Origin of the sequence: Anaerocolumna sp. AGMB13020 (assembly GCF_033100115.1) — a bacterium.
Classification (GTDB): Bacteria; Bacillota; Clostridia; order Lachnospirales; family Lachnospiraceae; genus Anaerocolumna.
On sequence record NZ_CP136910.1, the window covers coordinates 5,100,001 to 5,121,951 of the forward strand.

The 21,951-nt window shown below is 38.7% G+C and carries 16 protein-coding genes, 1 rRNA gene and 1 other annotated feature (1 of these 18 only partly in view); of the genes, 11 read left to right on the forward strand and 6 right to left on the reverse strand.

Features of this window, described 5'->3' with window-relative positions:
- From R2R35_RS21475 to R2R35_RS21490, 4 genes are all read left to right on the forward strand, one after another.
- Window positions 1-1,980, forward strand: a 23S ribosomal RNA gene (locus R2R35_RS21475); it begins 929 nt to the left of the window's first position.
- Window positions 1,981-2,532: 552 nt separating this feature from the next.
- The gene (locus R2R35_RS21480; RefSeq protein ID WP_317731905.1) at window positions 2,533-4,872 is read left to right on the forward strand and encodes an endo-1,4-beta-xylanase; all 2,340 of its coding nucleotides are present in this window, start codon (window positions 2,533-2,535) and stop codon (window positions 4,870-4,872) included.
- Window positions 4,873-5,135: 263 nt separating this feature from the next.
- Window positions 5,136-6,026, forward strand: coding sequence for a chemotaxis protein (locus R2R35_RS21485; RefSeq protein ID WP_317731906.1), 891 nt, complete (start codon window positions 5,136-5,138; stop codon window positions 6,024-6,026).
- A gap of 91 nt (window positions 6,027-6,117) precedes the next feature.
- Window positions 6,118-7,533: a hypothetical protein gene (locus R2R35_RS21490; RefSeq protein WP_317731907.1), complete on the forward strand. Its 1,416-nt coding sequence runs from the start codon at window positions 6,118-6,120 to the stop codon at window positions 7,531-7,533.
- Window positions 7,534-7,797: 264 nt separating this feature from the next.
- On the opposite strand, the gene R2R35_RS21495 is transcribed toward R2R35_RS21490, so the two are convergent.
- Complete coding sequence (locus tag R2R35_RS21495; protein ID WP_317731908.1) at window positions 7,798-8,166, reverse strand: VOC family protein; 369 nt, start codon at window positions 8,164-8,166, stop codon at window positions 7,798-7,800.
- A 1,049-nt stretch (window positions 8,167-9,215) separates the two neighbouring features.
- Between R2R35_RS21495 and R2R35_RS21500 the strand changes: the two genes are divergently transcribed.
- From R2R35_RS21500 to ung, 5 genes are all read left to right on the forward strand, one after another.
- Window positions 9,216-10,271 (forward strand): epoxyqueuosine reductase, encoded by a 1,056-nt coding sequence (locus R2R35_RS21500; RefSeq protein ID WP_317731909.1) that lies wholly within the window; start codon window positions 9,216-9,218, stop codon window positions 10,269-10,271.
- A 163-nt stretch (window positions 10,272-10,434) separates the two neighbouring features.
- Entirely contained in the window at window positions 10,435-10,878 is a 444-nt protein-coding gene (locus tag R2R35_RS21505) for a MarR family winged helix-turn-helix transcriptional regulator (protein WP_317731910.1), read from the forward strand.
- A gap of 146 nt (window positions 10,879-11,024) precedes the next feature.
- A complete protein-coding gene (hisH, locus tag R2R35_RS21510; RefSeq protein WP_317731911.1) occupies window positions 11,025-11,630 on the forward strand; it encodes an imidazole glycerol phosphate synthase subunit HisH in 606 nt (201 codons plus the stop codon).
- 10 nt (window positions 11,631-11,640) lie between these two features.
- Entirely contained in the window at window positions 11,641-12,405 is a 765-nt protein-coding gene (gene hisF, locus R2R35_RS21515) for an imidazole glycerol phosphate synthase subunit HisF (protein ID WP_317731912.1), read from the forward strand.
- Between the two features lie 4 nt (window positions 12,406-12,409).
- On the forward strand, window positions 12,410-13,084 hold the full coding sequence (ung, locus tag R2R35_RS21520; RefSeq protein ID WP_317731913.1) for a uracil-DNA glycosylase: 675 nt from the start codon (window positions 12,410-12,412) through the stop codon (window positions 13,082-13,084).
- Window positions 13,085-13,505: 421 nt separating this feature from the next.
- Here the strand turns inward: ung and R2R35_RS21525 are convergent, their stop codons facing one another.
- From R2R35_RS21525 to R2R35_RS21540, 4 genes are all read right to left on the reverse strand, one after another.
- The gene (locus R2R35_RS21525) at window positions 13,506-14,300 is read right to left on the reverse strand and encodes an ABC transporter permease subunit (protein ID WP_317731914.1); all 795 of its coding nucleotides are present in this window, start codon (window positions 14,298-14,300) and stop codon (window positions 13,506-13,508) included.
- A 21-nt stretch (window positions 14,301-14,321) separates the two neighbouring features.
- Window positions 14,322-15,125, reverse strand: coding sequence for an ABC transporter permease subunit (locus R2R35_RS21530; RefSeq protein WP_317731915.1), 804 nt, complete (start codon window positions 15,123-15,125; stop codon window positions 14,322-14,324).
- A gap of 4 nt (window positions 15,126-15,129) precedes the next feature.
- On the reverse strand, window positions 15,130-16,011 hold the full coding sequence (locus R2R35_RS21535; RefSeq protein ID WP_317731916.1) for an ABC transporter ATP-binding protein: 882 nt from the start codon (window positions 16,009-16,011) through the stop codon (window positions 15,130-15,132).
- Between the two features lie 148 nt (window positions 16,012-16,159).
- Window positions 16,160-16,762, reverse strand: coding sequence for a TetR/AcrR family transcriptional regulator (locus R2R35_RS21540; RefSeq protein ID WP_317731917.1), 603 nt, complete (start codon window positions 16,760-16,762; stop codon window positions 16,160-16,162).
- Between the two features lie 177 nt (window positions 16,763-16,939).
- Window positions 16,940-17,197: a binding site (T-box leader), on the forward strand.
- 212 nt (window positions 17,198-17,409) lie between these two features.
- Between R2R35_RS21540 and tyrS the strand changes: the two genes are divergently transcribed.
- Window positions 17,410-18,618: a tyrosine--tRNA ligase gene (gene tyrS, locus R2R35_RS21545; protein ID WP_317731918.1), complete on the forward strand. Its 1,209-nt coding sequence runs from the start codon at window positions 17,410-17,412 to the stop codon at window positions 18,616-18,618.
- Here tyrS and R2R35_RS21550 read toward each other — a convergent pair.
- The gene (locus R2R35_RS21550) at window positions 18,611-19,780 is read right to left on the reverse strand and encodes a PucR family transcriptional regulator (protein ID WP_317731919.1); all 1,170 of its coding nucleotides are present in this window, start codon (window positions 19,778-19,780) and stop codon (window positions 18,611-18,613) included. The genes tyrS and R2R35_RS21550 overlap by 8 nt on opposite strands.
- A gap of 462 nt (window positions 19,781-20,242) precedes the next feature.
- Between R2R35_RS21550 and R2R35_RS21555 the strand changes: the two genes are divergently transcribed.
- Window positions 20,243-21,877, forward strand: coding sequence for a M20/M25/M40 family metallo-hydrolase (locus R2R35_RS21555; RefSeq protein ID WP_317731920.1), 1,635 nt, complete (start codon window positions 20,243-20,245; stop codon window positions 21,875-21,877).
- Window positions 21,878-21,951: the final 74 nt, after the last annotated feature.

Below are 21,951 nucleotides of genomic sequence, written 5' to 3' on the forward strand. Positions count from 1 at the left end.
TTACCGAAGATTATCAAACTCCGAATGCCATATAGATGATGACCAGGAGTCAGACTACACGAGATAAGTTGGGTAGTCAAAAGGGAAAAAGCCCAGACCACCAGCTAAGGTCCCAAAGTGCGTGTTAAGTGGAAAAGGATGTGGGATTTCGAAAACAACTAGGATGTTGGCTTAGAAGCAGCCACACATTAAAAGAGTGCGTAATAGCTCACTAGTCGAGAGGTCCTGCGCCGAAAATGTCCGGGGCTAAAACACGACACCGAAGCTGTGGATAGTAGTAATCTAACGATAACTACTGTGGTAGAGGAGCATTCTTAATACCGACGAAGCGATACCGTAAGGAGTCGTGGAGGGATAAGAAGAGAGAATGCCGGAATGAGTAGCGAGATGAAAGTGAGAATCTTTCAGGCCGAATATCTAAGGTTTCCAGAGTAAAGCTGATCTGCTCTGGGTAAGTCGGGACCTAAGGCGAGGTCGAAAGACGTAGTCGATGGACAACAGGTTGAAATTCCTGTACCTTATAAAAACAGAACTGTGGGGACGCAGAGACAAAGTCAGAGCCGGGTGAGGAATACCCGGTACAAGCGAGGTACCAGTGGAGCAGGAAAATCCGTTCCACAATGGGAAGACGTGATGTGGACCGAAATATAAGTAGGGAAGCTGATGGAGGCACTGCCAAGAAAAGCCGCTATTGTTTTTTATAAGCCCGTACCGTAAACCGACACAGGTGGATGAGGAGAGAATCCTAAGGCCGACGGGAGAAGCATTGTTAAGGAACTCGGCAAAATGACCCCGTAACTTCGGGAGAAGGGGTGCCTGTAGAAATACAGGCCGCAGAGAATTGGCCCAAGCAACTGTTTAGCAAAAACACAGGTCTATGCAAAACCGTAAGGTGAAGTATATGGGCTGACGCCTGCCCGGTGCTGGAAGGTTAAGGGGAGATGTTAGGAGCAATCCGAAGCGTTGAACTTAAGCCCCAGTAAACGGCGGCCGTAACTATAACGGTCCTAAGGTAGCGAAATTCCTTGTCGGGTAAGTTCCGACCCGCACGAAAGGCGTAATGATTTGGGCACTGTCTCGACAATGCACCCGGTGAAATTGAAATACCAGTGAAGATGCTGGTTACCTGCGCCAGGACGGAAAGACCCCATGGAGCTTTACTCTAGCTTGATACTGGGATTCGGTATTGCATGCACAGGATAGGTGGGAGGCTATGAAGCGGTGACTCCGGTTGCCGCAGAGCCGTTGTTGGGATACCACCCTTGCAGTACTGGGTTTCTAACATGTGCCCGTGATCCGGGCAGTGGACAATGTCAGGTGGGGAGTTTGACTGGGGCGGTCGCCTCCGAAAGGGTATCGGAGGCGCTCAAAGGTCCTCTCAGGATGGACGGAAACCATCCGCAGAGTGCAAAGGCATAAGAGGGCTTGACTGCGACACCGACGGGTGGAGCAGGTACGAAAGTAGGACTTAGTGATCCGGTGGTATAAAGTGGGATTGCCATCGCTCAACGGATAAAAGCTACCCTGGGGATAACAGGCTTATCACTCCCAAGAGTTCACATCGACGGAGTGGTTTGGCACCTCGATGTCGGCTCATCGCATCCTGGGGCTGTATTAGGTCCCAAGGGTTGGGCTGTTCGCCCATTAAAGCGGTACGCGAGCTGGGTTCAGAACGTCGTGAGACAGTTCGGTCCCTATCCGGCGCGGGCGTAGGATATTTGAGAGGAGCTGACCTTAGTACGAGAGGACCGGGTTGGACTGACCTCTGGTGTATCGGTTGCACTGCCAAGTGCATGGCCGAGTAGCCAAGTCGGGACGGGATAAACGCTGAAGGCATCTAAGCGTGAAGCCCCCCTTAAGATAAGATATCCCATGCGAATGCAGTAAGACCCCTGAAAGACGATCAGGTGGATAGGTTAGAGGTGGAAGTGCAGTAATGCATGCAGCTGACTAATACTAATAGGTCGAGGGCTTGACCTAAAGATTAGATGAAATCAAAAAAGTGTGTAGTTTTGAAGATACAATTTATATAAAAAGTTGTATTAAAACAAATTATTTGTTTTAATACAACTTTTTTGTTGTCTAGTAGAGATTATTCTAGTTGGATCAAAATTTCTAGTTATTCTATATAAGTGTCTCTGGGTATAAGGCTTTTACACTTGTTTAGATCAGGTCATTAGGTGTAATATATGAAAAAGATCTCAAAAGCGAGGGGATAAATATAATGGAGATAATGACAATTGATGAAAATGAAATTAGTTATTGATTTGGCGGAAGAAGGTATGAAACAGGGAGAACTAACTCCCTGTTGTAAACACTTCGGATAATATTTTGCAATTGACTTAAGCTGTCTAAAATATCTAAAATTACATAAGATCATCTGCTGTTTATCGAAAAAAATATCACTTTCCATTAAATGTAAACTAAAGTATAATGTAATTACTACACATATAGATAAACCCCAACCGATGCTTGTTTGTCTATATAGTAGTAATAAGAAGAGAGGTATATATAATTATTGGAGGTGAATGCATGAACAGAAAGAAATTAACAGCAATAATGACAGTGCTGGCAATGCTGATAACTGGAGTGAGTTTTTATGCACCAAGTGAAAAGGCAAATGCTTACGGTAATCTAATCTATGATGATTTTGAAGACAGCGTAGACGGTTGGGGTCCAAGAGGTTCAGATGCTGAAGTGGTAGCTTTAAGTTCAGAAGAGGCTTATTCAGGGGAGAACAGCCTTAAAGTATCAAATCGGACAAACACCTGGCACGGAGCAACGTGTGATAAAACAAGTGATCTTACACTTGGCGAAACATATGTATTTGGAATTTGGTTAAAATATGTAGGAGATACTTATCCAAGTATATACAAATTTAATCTCCAGCTGCAATATAATGATGGTGTCAGTGACCAATACAAAACTATAAAATCTGCCACTGTAAATAAAGGAAGCTGGACCTATCTGGAAGGTGAATACACAATACCGACAGATGCAACCAATGTGTTTATCTATGTAGAGTCTGAATATAAGACATCTGCGGGTGCTCAGGATTTAATGGATTTCTATGTAGATGATTTTAAAGCAACACCAGCAGTCCTGCCTGAGATTGAGAAAAATATAACTAGTCTAAAGGATGTGTTTGCTCCATATTTTAGTATCGGTGCAGGCGCAACAGCAAATGAAATAGCTCCTGCTCCAGGAAAAGAGCTGGTTAAGAAACATTATAACCTTTTAACCATAGGAAATGAATTAAAACCCGATGCTGTGTTGGATTACAATGCTACAATCGCATATCTGAATGATAATCCAGGTGATCAGGTAAATCCACAGGTGAATTTAAGAGCGGCAAGAACACTGCTTGAATTTGCCAGAGATAATAACATACCAGTAAGAGGACATACTCTGGTATGGCATGCTCAGACTCCGGATTGGTTCTTTAAGGAGAATTATTCAACAGCAGCGGATGCATCTTGGGCTTCGAAGGAAGTTATGCTGTCAAGACTTGAGAACTACATTAAGAATCTTATGAACCTGATAGAAGCAACCTACCCTACAGTGGAATTTTATGCCTGGGATGTTGTGAATGAGGCAGTAGATCCTAATACAGCTACTGGTATGAGAAATCCTGGTTCCAATTCTACAACATCAGGTAATTCGCCCTGGATGCAGACAGTTGGATCAGATTTTATCGTAAAAGCTTTTGAATATGCAAGGAAATATGCTCCGGTAGGCTGCAAACTTTTTTACAATGATTATAATGAATATGAAACAAAGAAGAGCGGTTTTATCTTTGATATTTTAAAAAGCTTGAAGGAAAAAAATCTGGTTGACGGTATGGGAATGCAATCTCACTGGATTATGGATTATCCAAGTCTTGATATGTTTGAAACCGCTGCAAGAAAATATAATACCTTAGGTATTGAATTACAACTTACTGAATTGGACATGAAGCAACCGGATGGCAGTAGTACGGCTCTGACAAATCAGGCAGCCCGTTATAAAATGTTGATTGATAAAGCAGTTAATCTTAAGAAAGAAGGTTTAAATATAACGGCAGTAATATTCTGGGGAGTTACGGATGCAACCAGCTGGCTTGGCGGTTATCCTTTATTATTTGATGCTGCGTATAAGGCAAAGCCTGCTTATTATTCTATCATTAAGGATTGGGATACAGGAGTAACAGCCACGCCAACAGCCACGCCAACAGCCACGCCAACAGCCACGCCAACAGCCACGCCAACAGCCACGCCAACAGCCACGCCAACAGCCACGCCAACAGCCACGCCAACAGCCACGCCAACAGCCACGCCAACAGCCACGCCAACAGCCACGCCAACAGCCACGCCAACAGCCACGCCAACAGCCACGCCAACAGCCACGCCAACAACCACCCCGACAGCCACGCCAACAGCCACCCCGACAGTTACGCCGACCATTACACCGACGGTTACACCAACAGGGGAACCGGCAGCGGGAGTTCCCGTAGTGGAGGTGAGTACAACTAATAATGGAAATTTTATAAGCCAGAAATATACGGTGTCCGCAACACAGGGTATTATTGATGTTTCAAAAGTGTCAATAACTTTTACTGGAACAGGAATGAGTGAGAAGGAGCAAAATTTCTGGTGTGACCATGCTGCATTTAGACTTTCTGTTGCACCTTACTATAAATCCTTAAATGGTTATGTGACGGGTACTATCAGTAATAAGATATTGACCTTAAGTATCGGCAAGAGTGAAGAATTGGCAGCAGGTACTGGAAATTTATCTATTGAAGTACGTTTTGCCAAGACAGACTGGTCAACCTACGATACAATAACAAATCCAGTTCTTAAGGTTTATTATAATGGAAAGTTAGTTGAGTAAGCATAAATTAGTTTAGTGCATTGGTTGAAGTTCATAATTAGGAGAAAATTGGGCCTGTAAACAGTATAGTATTCTGTGTACAGGCTCTTCATAGTTATAAATGAAAAAACAGAATAAAAACAGCAGTATTCCAACTATATAGGTAATTAACACTATTTGTATAATAAGTTTGAATTTTGTAGAAATTTATACTATAATATGATTATCCATTATCGGAGGAAGTAAATAAAACGTAAGGGAAAGAGCTTAAGGGAGGAATAATAATGGAATCTGGAGTTTTGTTGGAAAGCGGAACTAACGAGTTGGAAATATTAGAGTTTAAAATCGGTGATAATTTTTATGGAATAAATGTGGCAAAGGTTAGAGAAATATTACCATACCAAAAACCCACACCAATCCCCAATGCCCACCCCTATCTGGAAGGTATCTTCATGCCTAGAGAAGATATCATTACTCTGATTGATTTATCCAAAGCTCTTCATGCCCCTGAGACGAATATTATAGAAGGGCATATGAATATTATTACTAATTTCAATAAATTAAATATTGCTTTTCATGTTCACGGTGTTGTCGGTATTCATCGCGTTTCCTGGGAGGATATCAATAAACCGGATCAGACTATAAATGCTTCTGCAACCGGTATTTTAAAATGGAATAATAAGCTGATTGTTATTCTGGATTTTGAAAGAATTATTACAGATATAAATCCTGAAACTGGTTTGAAAATGTCTGATATTATGCACCTTGATAAACGTGATAGAAATGACATACCCATTATGGTGGTGGAAGATTCTCCTTTATTAGGTAAGTTGATTAGCGAGTTCCTGGTTAAGGCAGGTTACTCAAATATTATTATGAAAGAAAATGGTGCAGAAGCCTGGGAAGCAATTCAAAAATATAAACAAGATGGAATACTAAATGACAAGGCAAAATGTATCATTACAGATATAGAAATGCCCCAAATGGACGGGCATCATCTTACGAAATTGATAAAATCCGATAAAGAATTAAAACATTTGCCTGTAATCATATTTTCATCCCTGATTAATGCCGAAATGAGGGTAAAGGGCAGTTCAGTGGGAGCTGATGCACAGATTACCAAACCGGAGATTGGAACATTAATTGAAGTAATTGATGGTTTAGTGAGCAAATAGTCGGGGTTTAGAAATTTAAGTTTCTTGCCGATATTAATGTTATGAGAACCTTACGCAAGGTACAGCCTGATTATTAAGAGAATATTGTAGCATGAGAAAGGCCGAATTATACATGAAGGATGAGAAAGATATATTTAACAATAATGGGGATTCAAAAAGTGATGAATTAAGCAATGATGATATCTTTAGCCGATTAGATGACAATTCTGAGATGGAAGATGCGGATGATGATCTCCTGGCATTATTGGACATGATATCTGCACAGGATGAAATGCAAAAGGGCGGAAATAGTGATTATGCCTCTTCCAAGGATTCTCCTAAAAATGCAGTGCAGGAGGAAGAACCTATCTTTTCATTGGATGATTTTGATCTGGAAACGAGCGGTTTGGATATGGCTGGTATGGATACTTTCAATCCAGAGCCGGAAGATGAGATAGTCGATAGCTTTGAAGCAGACAAGATACTTACAGCCCAAGAACTAAAATCTGATGCAAAAGAAAAAAGCCTGGATAATATGGGAGACGTATTTTCCGATGCCTTAAGTGCCATGGATCGTTTGGAAGATGAAGAACTTCCTACTGCAACCAATGCTGCTGAGACAGAGAAGAAACCAGGATTCTTTCAAAGATTTTTTGGAAATGGTAAAAAAGACAAATCAGATGCAGAAGAAGAACCAAAACTATCAAAAGAGGATAAGAAAAAGGCGAAAGCAAAAGAAAAGGAAGCTGCAAAAAAGAAAGCGGTGAAGGAAAAGGCTGAGAAAGCAAAAGCTGCCAAAGCTCAGGCTAAAGAACCGGAACCTTTATCGGCAGAAGAGAAGGCAAAGCAAGAAAAAGTCAAAGAAGCAAAAGCTAAAAAGGCAGCCGCTAAAGCTGAGAAGAAGAAAGCCGCAGATGCTAAAAAAGTTGAAAAGAAAAAGGCAGCTACGGATAAAGCAGCAATAAAAGCTGAGAAGAAGAAAGCCAAAGCTGAACTTAATCCACCTGATCCGGAGGACAATATTAAACTTAATCCTCTCGGTATTGTGTTCATTATGACTTTTTTTATACTGATTGCAGGTTTTGTAATAATAGGAACAAATACGTACTCTTATAATCTGGGAATAAAGAATGCCAGTACCAGTTACTCCAGGGGCAGATATATGGAAGCATATGATAGTATCTATGGCCTTAATGTCAAAGAGAAAGATGCCGTAACTTATGATAAGATTATTACGACTATGTATGTGTATAAGCAATTGAATTCCTATTACAATTATACAGAACTTCAGAAAAAACCGGAAGCTCTGGATTCCTTGCTTAAAGGGCTTAACAGATATGATACGCATATTGAGCATGCAACTGAACTTGGAATAGAAAAGAACCTGGGTTCTATTAAGAAGCAGATCCTTAAGGAATTAAAGGAGAACTATGGAATGACAGAAAAACAAGCAAAATCATTAAATGCCATTCCTGATCATACAAAGTATAGTCTGGAAGTAATTAATATTGCAAGTGATAATAAATAATACATAATATATGCTGATTATATTATGTAAATTATGTTAATTGAGTATATAATAATATTATTAGGAAATGCCATGAGCTGCGTAAAAGAAGCACATGGCATATTTTTGACTCTGTAATAATAGTTAGGAGGAAACATTGCTCTTCCATTACCAGATAAAGAATTGTTAATATGTTGTTACTAATATAGTGCTAATATAGGGGATATAAGTTATGTATATTTGCTTGCTTGTATAATGGAGTTATGAAAGTTGATGCTCTCAGTCTTATACAAAAATACACCAGCGAACTCCAAATTTATCAATTAGATCTGCCATAAGCGGACTATAATCACATTTGCTCAATGGATTGATAATATTTGCTCCGTCTTTTATAGAATCATAAATTTTTTGAACAATGGATTCCTTTCCTTCTCCAAAGTGCAAACAGAACATCATTGTATTGCCTGAAACGGTATTTTCTTTCTCTAATTCACTCACTGCTATAACTTGACCAAAAACATCAAGCTCAGAGTGCATTAATGTTCCGTCTTCATTATAATAACTGCATATCAACACAGCATCAAATACGTTCTGATAAAACTCAAGAGCTTGAGCACTTCTTTTAACAAAAACCTGCATCATAGACCTGTACATTTATGTTACCTCCGATAATTTGAGAGAATAGAAAGAATTGGATTGCCTGTGCGAAGTTTACATTCAAAATTATTCACATGAAATCATAAAAGATGCGAACTATTACATTATAGACTAAATCTTATCTCTTTATCAATCTATTTATAGAAATTAAAAAATTTTTAAACTTGACATAAGAGAATCAAATTGATAATATAAATTTAATATGTATATACATATTAAATAGTGATTAAATCAAAGTAATAATAATATATTTTATGTTTATGTATGAAATTCTCTAGAATTGAGCCAGATAGTAATAAGTACTTGCTTGTTAAAAAACTGACTTACACATAAAAGGAAGTATAATAATTATATTCAAATATATGTATATACATGAAAATCAATTTTATTAGAAAGGAGAAAGAAATTATATAAATCAATATCCAATGAAACAGGACCCAAGTAAATTTAGGAGAATAGAGGCTGTAAATTAAGTAAAGAAATCAAACGAAGAAAACAAACAAAGAAATCAAACGAAGAAAACAAACAAAGAAACCAAACAAAGAAATCAAACGAAGAAATCAAACGAAGAAAACGAACGAAGAAACCAGACGAAGAAAGCAAACGAAGAAAGCAAACGAAGAAAGCAAACGAAGAAAGAAAACGAAGAAACCAAACGAAGAAAGCAAACGAAGAAAGAAAACGAAGAAACCAAACGAAGAAAGCAAACGAAGAAAGAAAACGAAGAAACCAAACGAAGAAAGCAAACGAAGAAACCAGACGAAGAAAGCAAACGAAGAAACCAGACGAAGAAAGCAAATGAAGAAACCAAACGAAGAAACCAAACGAAGAATCCAGATGAAGAAAGCAAATGAAGAAATCAGACAAAGAAATCAAACATAGAATCAGAAATAGAAACCAATCGAAAAATAATTGGCAAAATACCTGATGAAAAGTACAGGTAAAGATATAAGGCGAAGCTCCAGACAAAAATAAGAAATGATAATAGAAAACAGTCGGGAATATAGATTATTGACTTAGAAACTAACAAAAGGATTGGTGTTAATATGAATAGTATAGAGAAATTAATAGAGCAGAAGGCAATAACTTTGGGTTTTGAAAAATGCGGTATCATACTTACTGATCGGATGAAAGGTTATAAGGATAAGTTTAATGAACGGTTGGAGAAGGTAAAAGAATCTGAACCCTTTTACGAAGGGCAGAAAAGACTCCTTCAATTTCAATCAGATTATCCTTGGGCAAAATCCATTATTGTTATCACTATCCCTTATTCCAAATATAATGTACCGGAGGAATTGGAAGGTCATATCGGTAAATCCTATCTATATGATATTCGAATAGATAAGAGTGCCGAGGAAAACAAAAAACGTGATGAATTCGAAAGATTTTTGGAGGGGCTTGGGTTGAAAATAGCTGCAAACCATAAATTTGGTATAGTAGGTATGCGATGGGCTGCTTTGGAAGCCGGCCTTGGGGTTATAAGAAGAAATAATTTCTTCTACTCAGAGTCTGGTTCCTGGGTACATCTTGAGGCTTGGATCACGGACAGAGAGATGGAACTATGTCACGTAACAGATATGAAGACCTGTCCCTCTGGTTGTAATCGTTGTGTAAATGCCTGCCCTACAAATTCTTTAGAGGAGGGGTATACCATGAATCCATTGAAATGTATATCATTTCTTACCACCCATGGTGGCAGAAATCTTCCGGCTGAACCTCTGGCAGAGAAGTTCGGACAATGCATATATGGATGTGATATTTGCCAGGACGTGTGTCCTATGAATCACAAAAAGTGGAGGGGAGGGCAAGACTTCAACGGTTTGGCTGAAATAGCACCTTCACTTACTGCAGAAGGTATTATGAATATGAAAGAAGAGTACTACAGGAACAGGATTCAGCCAAAATTCTTCTACCTTACTGCTGAGGAATTATGGAAATGGCAGGTAAATGCGTTAAACTATATGAATAACCAATATAAGGAAAGCTATAGGGAGCTGATTATCAAAGCCTGTAATAGTGAATATGAAAAAGTTAGAGAAATGGCTGAGTATGTCTGCAGGAAGCGGAGACTGATAAGTGATAATAGTGTTGACATAGGCTGATATCTACTTTAAGATAAGTATGTCAAGAAATAAATAATATAAATCTAAAGTAAAAATAGTAAAAAACAGTATATATAAATGTAACCTTATATAAAATTATCACAAACTAAATCACCTTTAATATATTACAAAAGTGCTTTCTGTACGTAGGAGGAGTAAAGAGATGAGTAAAATGACCGAAAATAATTCGAAATTGCATGAGTGTGCATGCCGAAACCTCCGAATGACCACCAGAGTGATAACACAATATTATGATAAAGCCTTACAGCCGGCAGGAATTAAATCTGCTCAATATTCCTTATTAAATGATATTTCGGTCAAGGAAGAAGGAATATCGGTAAACGAACTGGCAGAACATGCCATGATGGATCAGACGACTGTTACCAGGAATATAGAGCTGCTTCGCAGAAATGGATTGGTTAAAGTTGAGATAGAAGAAAAGGATTCCAGAAAAAAAAGAATAACCGTAAGTACAGATGGGAAAGCGGTACTGGCGGCTGCATTGCCTTTGTGGAAAGTGGCGCAGGCAGAATTAGAGCAGACTGTTGGAAGAGAAGAATACGAAAACTTTCTAAAAACGTTGTCAGTTCTAAAGAAGATGAAGTGAGCCTTACCTTGGGATACATAAAATTCCAACCTTAGAATGCATAAATTTTCTTTTGGACTTGTATTTATGAATATGCTATTATAGAATAATGACAAAGTTGGTTAATTAGAGCTGATCAGAATTACATTCACGGAAAGGACAAAAACATGATAGCTATCATTGATTATGATGCAGGTAATTTAAAGAGTGTGGAAAAAGCTCTGCAATACCTGGGAGAAGAGACAGTAGTAACAAGGGACAAAGAGGTAATATTGGCAGCGGATAAAGTTATCTTACCTGGTGTAGGAGCTTTTGGCGATGCTATGAATAAACTTCACAATTATCATCTGGTGGATGTTATCAAAGAGGCAGCAGCCAGTGGTAAACCTTTCCTTGGTATCTGTCTGGGACTTCAGCTGATGTTTGAGTCCAGTGAAGAAGCCCCAGGAGTTGAAGGGTTAGGTATTTTAAAAGGTAAGATCGTATTGATACCGGACACCCCTGGACTTAAGATTCCTCATATGGGATGGAATTCTCTTGAGGTAAATGATAAGACAAGATTGTTTAAGGGCATCCAACAGCAATCCTATGTATATTTTGTGCATTCTTTTTATCTGAAAGCTGAAGCAGAAGAGGAAGTGGCCGCATCTGCTGAATACGGTGTTCATATTCATGCAGCAGTGGAAACAGGTAATATCTTTGCCTGCCAATTCCATCCGGAAAAAAGCGGTGAAGTTGGGCTTAAGATACTGAAAAATTTTGCAGGAATATAGGAGGCCAGTAATGTATACGAAACGAATAATCCCATGTCTGGATGTACATAACGGACGAGTAGTTAAAGGCATTAATTTTGTAAACTTAAGAGATGCCGGTGACCCGGTAGAAATCGGGAAGGCATATGATAAAGCAGGCGCTGATGAACTGGTATTTTTAGATATAACTGCTTCTTCTGACGCAAGAGATATAAAGCTTGATATGGTAAGAAGAGTGGCTGAGACTGTTTTTATACCTTTTACTGTAGGTGGTGGAATCAGAAGTATAGAAGATTTCAAAGTAATTCTAAGAGAAGGCGCTGATAAAATAGCAGTAAATACAGCAGCTATCTTAAACCCCAATCTTATTTCAGAAGCTGCGGATAAGTTCGGACGTCAGTGTGTGGTTGTTGCCATGGATGCAAAAAAAAGGCCGGATGGCTCAGGCTGGAATATTTATAAAAACGGTGGAAGAGTAGATATGGGAATTGATGCAGTTGAGTGGGCTATGCAGGCAGATAAGCTTGGGGCAGGAGAAATCCTGTTGACCAGCATGGATTGTGACGGAACAAAAGATGGTTATGATTTAGAGCTTACCAGAATTATATCTGATAATGTATCTATTCCGGTAATCGCTTCAGGAGGAGCAGGGAAGAAAGAACATTTTCTGGAAGCATTAACAAAGGGAAAAGCAGATGCTGTATTGGCGGCATCACTGTTTCATTATAAAGAGCTGGAAATCAGAGATTTGAAAGATTATCTGGCAGAAAACGATATAAGTGTCAGAAGGGACTAAAGATATGAGTGGAATTACAAATGACTGGCTTAAGGCGATTGGCGGAGAATTTCAGAAACCTTATTATTCTAACCTATACCGTTTTGTAAAAGAAGAATATGGGTGTTACGAAATATTTCCAAAGTCAGAGGATATATTTAATGCATTTCATCTTACTCCTTTAAGTGAAGTTAAGGTGGTTATACTGGGACAGGATCCCTACCATAATGTTAATCAGGCTCATGGACTGTGTTTTTCCGTTAAGCCCGAAGTTGATATACCGCCTTCGCTCCTGAACATCTATAAGGAACTACAGGAGGATATGGGACTAAAAGTACCTAATAACGGATATTTGGTGAAGTGGGCAAGTCAAGGTGTGCTGATGCTGAACACTGTTCTTACAGTAAGGGCGCATCAGGCAAACTCACATCAGGGCAGAGGCTGGGAGGAATTTACCGACGCTGTAATTCATGCTGTAAATGCAGAGGACAGGCCTATTGTATTCCTGCTTTGGGGCAGGCCAGCCGGACTTAAGAAATCCATGTTGACTAACCCGAAGCATTTAATATTGGAAGCACCCCATCCAAGTCCACTTTCTGCCTACAGAGGTTTCTTTGGATGTAAGCATTTTAGTAAAACAAATGAATTCTTAAAGGCAAATGGGCTTGCAGCTATTGACTGGCAGATTGAAGATGTATAGTTAAGAGATAAGCTGTATAAAGGTATCATGCTGCAATAAGGGGATTTGCAATCTCATGGAATCGATAAGGTGTATAATACATGATAAGGCGTATTATACATAATAAGGCACATAGTATAATAAGACACAGAGTACATAAAAAGGCAAACGAATATTTATAGAAACACGAATAATTGGTCTGATATATTTTTCTTTAAGTAAAACTGTAGTCAGACATAAAGGTTACTGTAATAAGGTCTGTCATTGAAAACACCATGGCCTTTAGAACTTTTGTAGGATTACTCATAAGATTATTTTGATACGAAGAAAGCCCTCACACCCCTACTAAAGAGTGGGAAGGGGAGGAGAGCCCAGTGTAGATATTTTAATCAGGAGGTTTGCGTAATGGTTAAATCTTACTAAGATAGAATAAGGAGTACCCTTAAACTGCCAAATCTCTCTTTGTATACAACTTATAAGCACCCCAAATAAGAAAAACCGAAAGAAGCAGCGTCAGGACAACAATAAAAATATTTAACCCATTCCCTTTTATTATTTCCGGATAGCTGAAATATTTAAAAGGAGAGAGGATATTAAGAAAATTTAATCTGTCCGTGAGATCTGTAATCTTAGCAAGAAAATATGTGGCTATTACGATACCGGAGGCAATGGAACCAGTTGCTTTCGTTTTTATCTTTCGTGAGGCTAAAAGAGTACCGAAGGATAGGAAGAGCACCTGGAGTATCAGCATACTGACTAACAGCCATATGATAACGGAGGTAAGCTCACTTCCGCCATCAAAGGAAGCGGCAATAAGCAGAGAAGAAACCAGTGTAACTGCATTTAAAAGAACAAGATTAATTGCCGCGCTTAGAAGCTTTGCTGTAAGGATTGCTCTTCTTGACACCGGTTTTGCCATTAAAAATTCAGTTGTTTTGTCTCTTTCTTCTTTGGCGACGATACTGTTTCCGAGTAGAACTGCATGAATAGCCAGAGTTATAGCAATATAAGTAAACAGAAAAGCATAGAAACCGCTCAGAGTCTTTACGTCAAAGGAAGCAAACCCAAACAAAGCTTTCATAGTATGTGGCATCTTGTCAAATATGTCACTGCTGTCACCTCCGGCTGCGTAAGCCGTGTACTTTCCCATTCCGCTTATTACCAATAAGGCCATGGATATGCTCCAGATAAGCAGTGATTTAAGATTGGATTTCATTTCGTGTTTCAATATATTCATACCTTCTCCTTTCCCAACCTGTCAGCTGACAGCATGGATATCCTTTCTTAGAAACAAAATATAACTGACGGCAATGGAAATTACGGTTACCCCTAAACCCGTTAAAAAGTAGGATAATTCATAACTTCTGTGCTGGATGATGTACACGATATCGAAGTACTTAAAAGGAGAAAAATAACGCACGATATTGCCATGTTCACCGGTTGTTAGTAAGGAACCTGCCAGGTATAAGCCAAATACGATACCTAAAGACAGTGGTAATACTGTTTTGAGTTTTCGAAAGAAAACAGAAATAACAAGGCCCAGGGAAAAGAAAATTATCTGAACGGATAGTAGGGTTAAATTAATTAAAAGAAATGTTCTGAATTCAAAAGCTTCTTGTTTTACCAAAGTAGCCAGGAGAAAAGACCCGCCAAAGAATATTGCATTCGTTATTATCAGAAGCAGAATAGCAGCAGCTATCTTAGCGGTTATCACAGTGGTCCTGGATATTGGTTTCACAAAGAGAAAATCAGCAGTTCTTTCTCTTGATTCCTTTGTTAGAAGAGAAAGCCCCAGATTCATAGCCTGAATGGCACCACCTAATAAAACAAAGGAAAAGATCATGGAGTAATAACCCAATAGGGACGTCAGATAATCAATCTGGATTCCCAGCATCTCACGTATGGAAGGTGAATAATTTGCAAGCAGATTTTTGTATTCCTCACCATCCTGTGCGATTAGCGGAAACATGGATAAGTAAAGAGCAGCCAGGGCAAGCAATGAAAAAATCCAGATAAATGTACTTTTTCGCTGGCTTTTTAACTCAAAACCTATTATATTCATATTTTTAATCCTCCTTTGCATAATAATGCAGAAAGATTTCTTCCAGATCCGGCTCGGTAATGGATAGGTTTCTAAGATCAAGTTCTGCTATTTTTCTCAAGATATCATTCAGATTACCCTTAAATATAAAATCTGCTGTATTTTCCTTTACCTTAAGATCATTGATACCAGGTACTTTGAAGCCTTTCAGATCCATTGTGGTCTTGGCCTCCAGGTGAACTCTCTTATAGCTGTTTTCCGAAAGAGTGCTCATTTTCTCAAGCTTAATAAGCTTACCATCTTTAATAAAGGCTACACGACTGCATAATCTCTGGACCTCACTTAAAATATGGGAAGAAAAGAAGATGGTAGCCCCCTTTTTATTTTCTTCCTCCATCAGTTCAAAGAATTTCTGCTGCATCAGAGGGTCTAGGCCACTGGTTGGTTCATCCAGTATAATCAGCTTTGGCTCGTGGAGAAGACCCTGTACGATACCAACTTTTTTCTTATTACCAAAGGAGAGGTCCTCTATTTTCTTTTTTAGGTCCAAATCCATGATTCTAGCAAGTTCCTGAATTCTCCTGCTGCAGTCTTTTTTATAAAAGCTGGCTGAATATTCTAGCAAATCGATGACTTTCATATTATCGTAATAAAATACTTCAGAAGGCAGATAACCTAGATCTTTTCTTACTTCCGGGTGAGCAGTGCAGTTCTTTCCGAAAATAGCTGCGGTTCCTGAATCAGGATAGATAAGACCTAAAAGGGTTCGTATAGTAGTTGATTTACCGGCTCCGTTTGGTCCGATAAAGCCAAATATCTCGCCTTCTGTAACCTGAAAGGATACATCCGAGATGCCTCTGGAATTACCATAGCTTTTGGTTAAATTGCTTATATCTATAACATTCATAATAACCTCCTCTTTCTCCGTTATAACGGCAGAAATCTATTAAATGAGCCGAAAGGCTAACTGGAAAATTAATAGCAGAAAACACATTACCTATTGCGGGAATAAATCATATCAATGGAAGCTGTATCTGGAACTTATAAAGAATATTCTACTTATACAAATTTGCCTTTAGTATATCCATGCATCTGTAATACTCCTGGCAGCGGGCTTCTAAATCTGTATAATTATGCGATGAGAATTCTTTTGCAAAACCCTCAGCCATCCAGACCAGCATTTTCATAACCAGTTTGACATCAACATCTTCTTTGAATTTTGAAATATCCATATTTTCAAAAGCTATATGGTTCCGATAAACCTCGCCTTCCGCAAGAATTACCTTTATTTCATTTCTAACGGCAGGGTCTTCTTCAAAATAAATATTTGTCAGAAAGGCAGGTATGGCTGCGTATTGCTTCATTACTGCAATTTTAACATCAGAAGCTAAAATTATACGGTCAAAAAAATCTGTGACACTCTCATCAAAATTCGATTTGATTTCGTTTAACAGAAGATCGCTGCAAAATCGAACCAGATAAAGATACATATCTTTTTTTGTCCCAAAATAGTGAAATATCATTGCCTTTGAAATGCCAGCTTCCGCTGCAATATCGCTTACAGATGCTTTCTTATAATTGTGGCTGCCAAATACTTTTAAAGCGGCATCAATGATTTTCTGTTGTTTTTCCTCGGGCAGATTATTGAAATTTTCCATCGTAAACCTCGTTATTTCTGTATTATAGAAAAATTATGAGTTATATTCGACCGATTCGGTTAATGCTATTATAATCTTATAAACCGATTCGGTCAATAATAAAAATTATATATTTTGTAAATTTTACACTTGACAAATCAGAAAATGCTCCCTATAATAGCTTTAATTTCATACAAACAAAAAGCTATGATAAGAAGAAGTAGTAATCAGTAATCCATACAGAAAGCAACCGGTTGATGAGAGGTGCATGGCAATCTGAGTATGAATACATCTTTGAGCTGCGCACCGAACAATTTAAGTAGGCTGCGACGTAACCTGCACACGTTATCGTGCTAGAGTATAACCCATCATGAATGGAGTACTCGAAGAGGTAAGCAATGTGAATTGTTTATAAATTAAAGGTGGTAACACGGGATATATGCTCTCGTCCTTTTTAGAAGGATGTGGGCTTTTTTTACGTTCTGGGAAAGTTTTTTATTCCTTTTCTGAGCAGACGCCTGGAGGTTAAGGTATCGATTAAGGCACCGTGGCAGTAGCAAGTGTCAAATTATTGTACTGAGGTTATACCTTACGGGTTTGATATCCCAAATGCAGTGATTATAAACAGTGCTTATCTCATAAATATTAGATGAGAAAGGACAGAAAAAATGATATCCGTTGAAGAGCAGATGAAAATCATAGCCAAAGGGGCTAAAGAAATCGTAGGAGAGGAGGATTTAAGGAATAAGCTGAAGAGAGCGGTAGAGCAGAATAAGGGACTTACTATTAAGCTTGGATTGGACCCGAGTGCTCCCGACATTCACCTGGGACATAGTGTAGTACTGCGAAAGATCAGGCAGATGCAGGATATGGGACACAAGGCAGTTATCGTTATTGGTGATTTTACAGGAAGAATCGGGGACCCTACCGGTAAATCCAAAGGCAGAACCGCACTTAGTGAAGAAGAAGTGAAAGAAAATGCAAGAACCTATACGGAGCAGATATTCGAAATTATGGACAGAGAAAAGACCGAAGTGGTATTTAACAGCAGCTGGCTGAAAGAACTTAATTTTGAAGAAGTCATACGTCTTGCCTCCTCCGTAACAGTTGCAAGAATATTGGAACGGGATGATTTTACAGAAAGATATAGGAATAATATTCCCATCGGACTCCACGAATTCTTCTATCCCCTCATGCAGGCATATGATTCCGTGGCTCTGAATGCGGATATTGAAATAGGAGGAACCGATCAGACCTTCAACATTTTGATGGGGAGAAGTCTCTTAAAGTGGATGGGGAAGGAACCTCAGGCAGCTATCTTTCTTCCTATTCTGGAGGGACTTGACGGTGTGGAGAAGATGAGCAAGAGCCTTGGCAACTACATCGGTATTCATGAAGATGCCAGCGTTATGTTTAAGAAAGTAATGGAAGTGCCGGATGATTTGATTATCAGATATTTCGAACTTGTGACAGATGAACATCCGGACAGGATAGCAGCACTGCAGGAAGAGTTGGAGAAAGGAGCTAATCCAAGAGATATCAAATACGAGCTTGCAAGAGTAATTACAACCCTCTATCACAGAGATAAGGCTGCGGAGGCCGAAAACTACTATCTGGAAGCCTTTCACCGAAAGGGCATACCGGATAGTATCCCTGAACTGACCATAGAGCTAGATAAAGATACCCTGGCAGGTGTCATTCCCATACTTGTGCAGGAAAAATATGTACAGAGCGGCAGTGAATTCAGAAGGCTGTTGTCCCAGGGAGGTATTTCAATTAACGGTGAGATTCTTACCACCCAGGAACTTGACAGAGTTCTGATTTGTCAGGATGTTTTAAAAATTGGTAAAAAGAAATTTCTTCGGATCATTAAATAACAAATTGCCATTCCTCTAAGAACAACAGAGTATTGATCAGCTGAGTAAATAAGGAATCCGATGGGGTATTAAGTAAGGTTTTGGCTTTTGAAAGGCGATACCGGATGGTATTCTGATGCTGGAACATCTCCAAAGAAGCAGCTTTTATATCCCAGTTGCATCGGTTTAAGGTCCTTAAGGTTCCTGTAAGATCAGAATGGTTTTCGGTGTCATAGCGGATTAGCTTATCCATTAACGTGTGATAGTATTCCAGGGCAGATTTATTCTCTGTCAGTGGCAGCAGGAAATGATACAATCCCAAGGCTGAGCTTAACATCTCTGGCACTCCTGTAAAACGGGCGGTAAGAGCGGAATAGATGCTTTTTCGAATACACAGGTCTAATTGTTCCAGGGGATGGTAAGAGTCACAGATACCGGTATAATATTGCTCCCTGTCAAGGTACAGGGAGTTAAGCAGATAGGACAAGGCCTTATCTGCCTGAGGATAGATCGGTGTCCTGTCATAATAGTAAATGATAAGAAACCCTTTTTTGTATTTTGCTAAGAAAAAAGGCGGCAGGGTGGGGTTTTTTCCTCTCTGATATTGAAGTTGATTAAAGGTACGAAATATTTGATTCTCTCCTTCTGATTCTTTTCGAAGCAAATAGAAAGAGGCAATATTGGTTCCAAGATCAGTACTCAGCTCCTTGGCATAAGCAAGGACTTCAGTGGGAGTGAAAGCGGAGTTGAGAAGCTTTTGTATTTTTTCTTCATGATAATAATACCTTTGCTTGGACTTTATGTAGTCGTATACGTTAATAACGACATCCTCCATATATACATCGGAAAAGAGGAAAATTGGTATGCTTTTCTCATCTGCAAGTCTGATACAAGCAGGTGGCAATTCCTGAAAATACACAGTTTTTACACCAATTCCTGATATATCACGTTCCATTAGATGCAAAAAAGCATCATAAATATAATCTGTTTGGTCTTTTGCAAAAAACAGAGAGGTTAGTACAAAGTCACCTTTGTTAAAATCATTATAGTTGTTTTCGATACTTTCGTATTCTAATATAACTACATTGGAAATTGTCTTAGTTAGTCCATCTTCTCCTGCAATAAGGTTAAATCTTTCAAATATATTAAGGTGAAGTAATTCAGATAGTTGTATCATACTCATATAACCTTTCTGGAAAGTGATTGATAATTACCGTGTTGCAGGTATATCTGACTGGAGGCGGTAATGCCCTAAGTCATACTATAAAAAAATCTTATGATTTCTATTATGCGAAGTAAATTTTATTATGTCAATAATTAACTCTTTGTAAAAATTACAAGCACGCAGGAGAATTTTCATAAGATGAACAGTAGCAGGGTCCAGTTCGTAATTATATAATACCTATATCAGAAAATATATAAAACACCATTTATAATTTGAAGAAAGGCTTTTAAATTTTTTAATAAATCAAAAGCCATATTTGAGATAGTATTTTGTTTATGGAAGGTCGAGAAATAGTAATCTTATATAGAGATAGAAATAGCGAGGGTGCTTAATTAGTAAGCATCCTTTTTTATTCACCAAAACTTGTTCTGTGGAGTAGATTATTTCTGATGGCAGAGAAAAAATCAGGGAGGAAATTTCATGTTCGATGAAATCAGGGAGTTAACGAAAAAGCTGGTAGCCATACCAAGCATCAATACTACTGTTGGTGAAAGGGATATTGCACTGTATATCAAAGATTATCTGAGCGAAATCCCATATTTTCAGAAACATCCGGATTATATAATAATGCAGGAATTAGAGAAGGATTATTATGATCGAATGAATGTCTTTGCATTTATTAAAGGTGAGAAGACAGAGTCTGAGGACACAATCCTTTTGCATGGTCATATAGATACAGTTGGTATAGAGGATTACAAGGGGTTGAAGGAGTATGCTTTTGACACCGGGAAATTGGCAGAGAAGCTTACAGAAATGGAGCTGCCAGAAGAAGTATTTAAGGATTTGCATTCGGGAGATTACATGTTTGGCAGGGGTGCCTGTGACATGAAAAGCGGTGATGCGGTATTTCTTGTGCTTCTAAAGAAACTAAGTGAACATCCTGAGAAATTAAAAGGAAATATTCTGCTGTCTTTGAATCCCGTGGAGGAGAATCTCCATACAGGTATTATTGAAGCCCTTAAGGTTTTAAAGGATTTGAAGGAGAAGGAGGGGTTTGCATATAAACTGGCAATCAACAATGATTTTATCTGTCCTTTGTTTCCGGGAGACAGCAGAAGATATATCTATACCGGAACAGTCGGCAAGCTTCTTCCCTGCTTCTATATACAGGGCAAGGAGACTCATGTAGGACAATGCTTTGAAGGGTTTGACGCTTCCATGGCAGCTTCTATGCTGGTAAATGAAATAAATCTGAATACAGAGTATTGCGACGGATATGACGGTGAATATACCTTGCCGCCATCTGTTTTAAAAATAAAGGATCTTAAGACTTGGTATAATGTTCAAACAGCAGACGGTGCTTTTGTGTACTTTAATTATTTTGTTCATAACAATACAGTGGAAGAAATCATCAAGAAACTAAAAGATGCTGCAGGAAAGGTACTTTTGGAATTAGTCAGTAAATATAACCTGGAATATAGGAAGTACTGTAAACTGTCAGGAATGGAGTATAAAGAGATAATTTATGACTGGGAGGTCTTGGAGTATCAGGAACTCCACAATCTGGCCCGTATGGAATTTCCTGGAGACCTGGAGGAATATCTGCGGATAATTACAGATTCAGAACTTTTGGAGGGGACGGATAAACGTGATATCCCACTGCGCCTTACCAGGGAGCTTATGACGATAGCGAAAAAGAAAAATCCAGCCATGGTCCTATTTTTTGCAGCACCTTATTGCCCCCATAATCTGCTGAAAGAAGAAGGGGGAGAAGGAAAGCTGGTTCAGGAAATCGGAGAAATTGCAAAAAGAGTTGGTGCGGAATATAAGGAGGATTACAAACTGTTAAAGTTCTTTCCAAGTCTTTCAGACAGCAGTTATTTAAAGTCCGATGATTCTCAGGAATCTGTGGAACATCTCATTCATAATTTCCCTCAGTTTGAACAATTGTATCCGCTTCCGGTGGAATCTATAAGAGATTTAAATATCCCCTGTGTTAATTTTGGGTGTTACGGAAAGGATGCACATAAATGGACGGAAAGAGTATTTATGCCCTATTCATTTCGAGTTCTGCCGCAACTGATATGGGAGACTATTCAGTATTATCTGACGTGATATTATTGTTTTGGCAGACAGGAAACTTATGATATGAAATCATAAACAAGAGGAGGGAATCCATTCCCATACCA

What these genes read in the sequence shown, in the direction of transcription:
- R2R35_RS21480 (WP_317731905.1), top strand. Translation starts at nt 2,533, where the DNA reads ATGAACAGAAAGAAATTAACAGCAATAATGACAGTGCTGGCAATGCTG.
- R2R35_RS21485 (WP_317731906.1), top strand. Translation starts at nt 5,136, where the DNA reads ATGGAATCTGGAGTTTTGTTGGAAAGCGGAACTAACGAGTTGGAAATA.
- R2R35_RS21490 (WP_317731907.1), top strand. Translation starts at nt 6,118, where the DNA reads ATGAGAAAGGCCGAATTATACATGAAGGATGAGAAAGATATATTTAAC.
- R2R35_RS21495 (WP_317731908.1), bottom strand. Translation starts at nt 8,166, where the DNA reads ATGTACAGGTCTATGATGCAGGTTTTTGTTAAAAGAAGTGCTCAAGCT.
- R2R35_RS21500 (WP_317731909.1), top strand. Translation starts at nt 9,216, where the DNA reads ATGAATAGTATAGAGAAATTAATAGAGCAGAAGGCAATAACTTTGGGT.
- R2R35_RS21505 (WP_317731910.1), top strand. Translation starts at nt 10,435, where the DNA reads ATGAGTAAAATGACCGAAAATAATTCGAAATTGCATGAGTGTGCATGC.
- hisH (WP_317731911.1), top strand. Translation starts at nt 11,025, where the DNA reads ATGATAGCTATCATTGATTATGATGCAGGTAATTTAAAGAGTGTGGAA.
- hisF (WP_317731912.1), top strand. Translation starts at nt 11,641, where the DNA reads ATGTATACGAAACGAATAATCCCATGTCTGGATGTACATAACGGACGA.
- ung (WP_317731913.1), top strand. Translation starts at nt 12,410, where the DNA reads ATGAGTGGAATTACAAATGACTGGCTTAAGGCGATTGGCGGAGAATTT.
- R2R35_RS21525 (WP_317731914.1), bottom strand. Translation starts at nt 14,300, where the DNA reads ATGAATATATTGAAACACGAAATGAAATCCAATCTTAAATCACTGCTT.
- R2R35_RS21530 (WP_317731915.1), bottom strand. Translation starts at nt 15,125, where the DNA reads ATGAATATAATAGGTTTTGAGTTAAAAAGCCAGCGAAAAAGTACATTT.
- R2R35_RS21535 (WP_317731916.1), bottom strand. Translation starts at nt 16,011, where the DNA reads ATGAATGTTATAGATATAAGCAATTTAACCAAAAGCTATGGTAATTCC.
- R2R35_RS21540 (WP_317731917.1), bottom strand. Translation starts at nt 16,762, where the DNA reads ATGGAAAATTTCAATAATCTGCCCGAGGAAAAACAACAGAAAATCATT.
- tyrS (WP_317731918.1), top strand. Translation starts at nt 17,410, where the DNA reads ATGATATCCGTTGAAGAGCAGATGAAAATCATAGCCAAAGGGGCTAAA.
- R2R35_RS21550 (WP_317731919.1), bottom strand. Translation starts at nt 19,780, where the DNA reads ATGAGTATGATACAACTATCTGAATTACTTCACCTTAATATATTTGAA.
- R2R35_RS21555 (WP_317731920.1), top strand. Translation starts at nt 20,243, where the DNA reads ATGTTCGATGAAATCAGGGAGTTAACGAAAAAGCTGGTAGCCATACCA.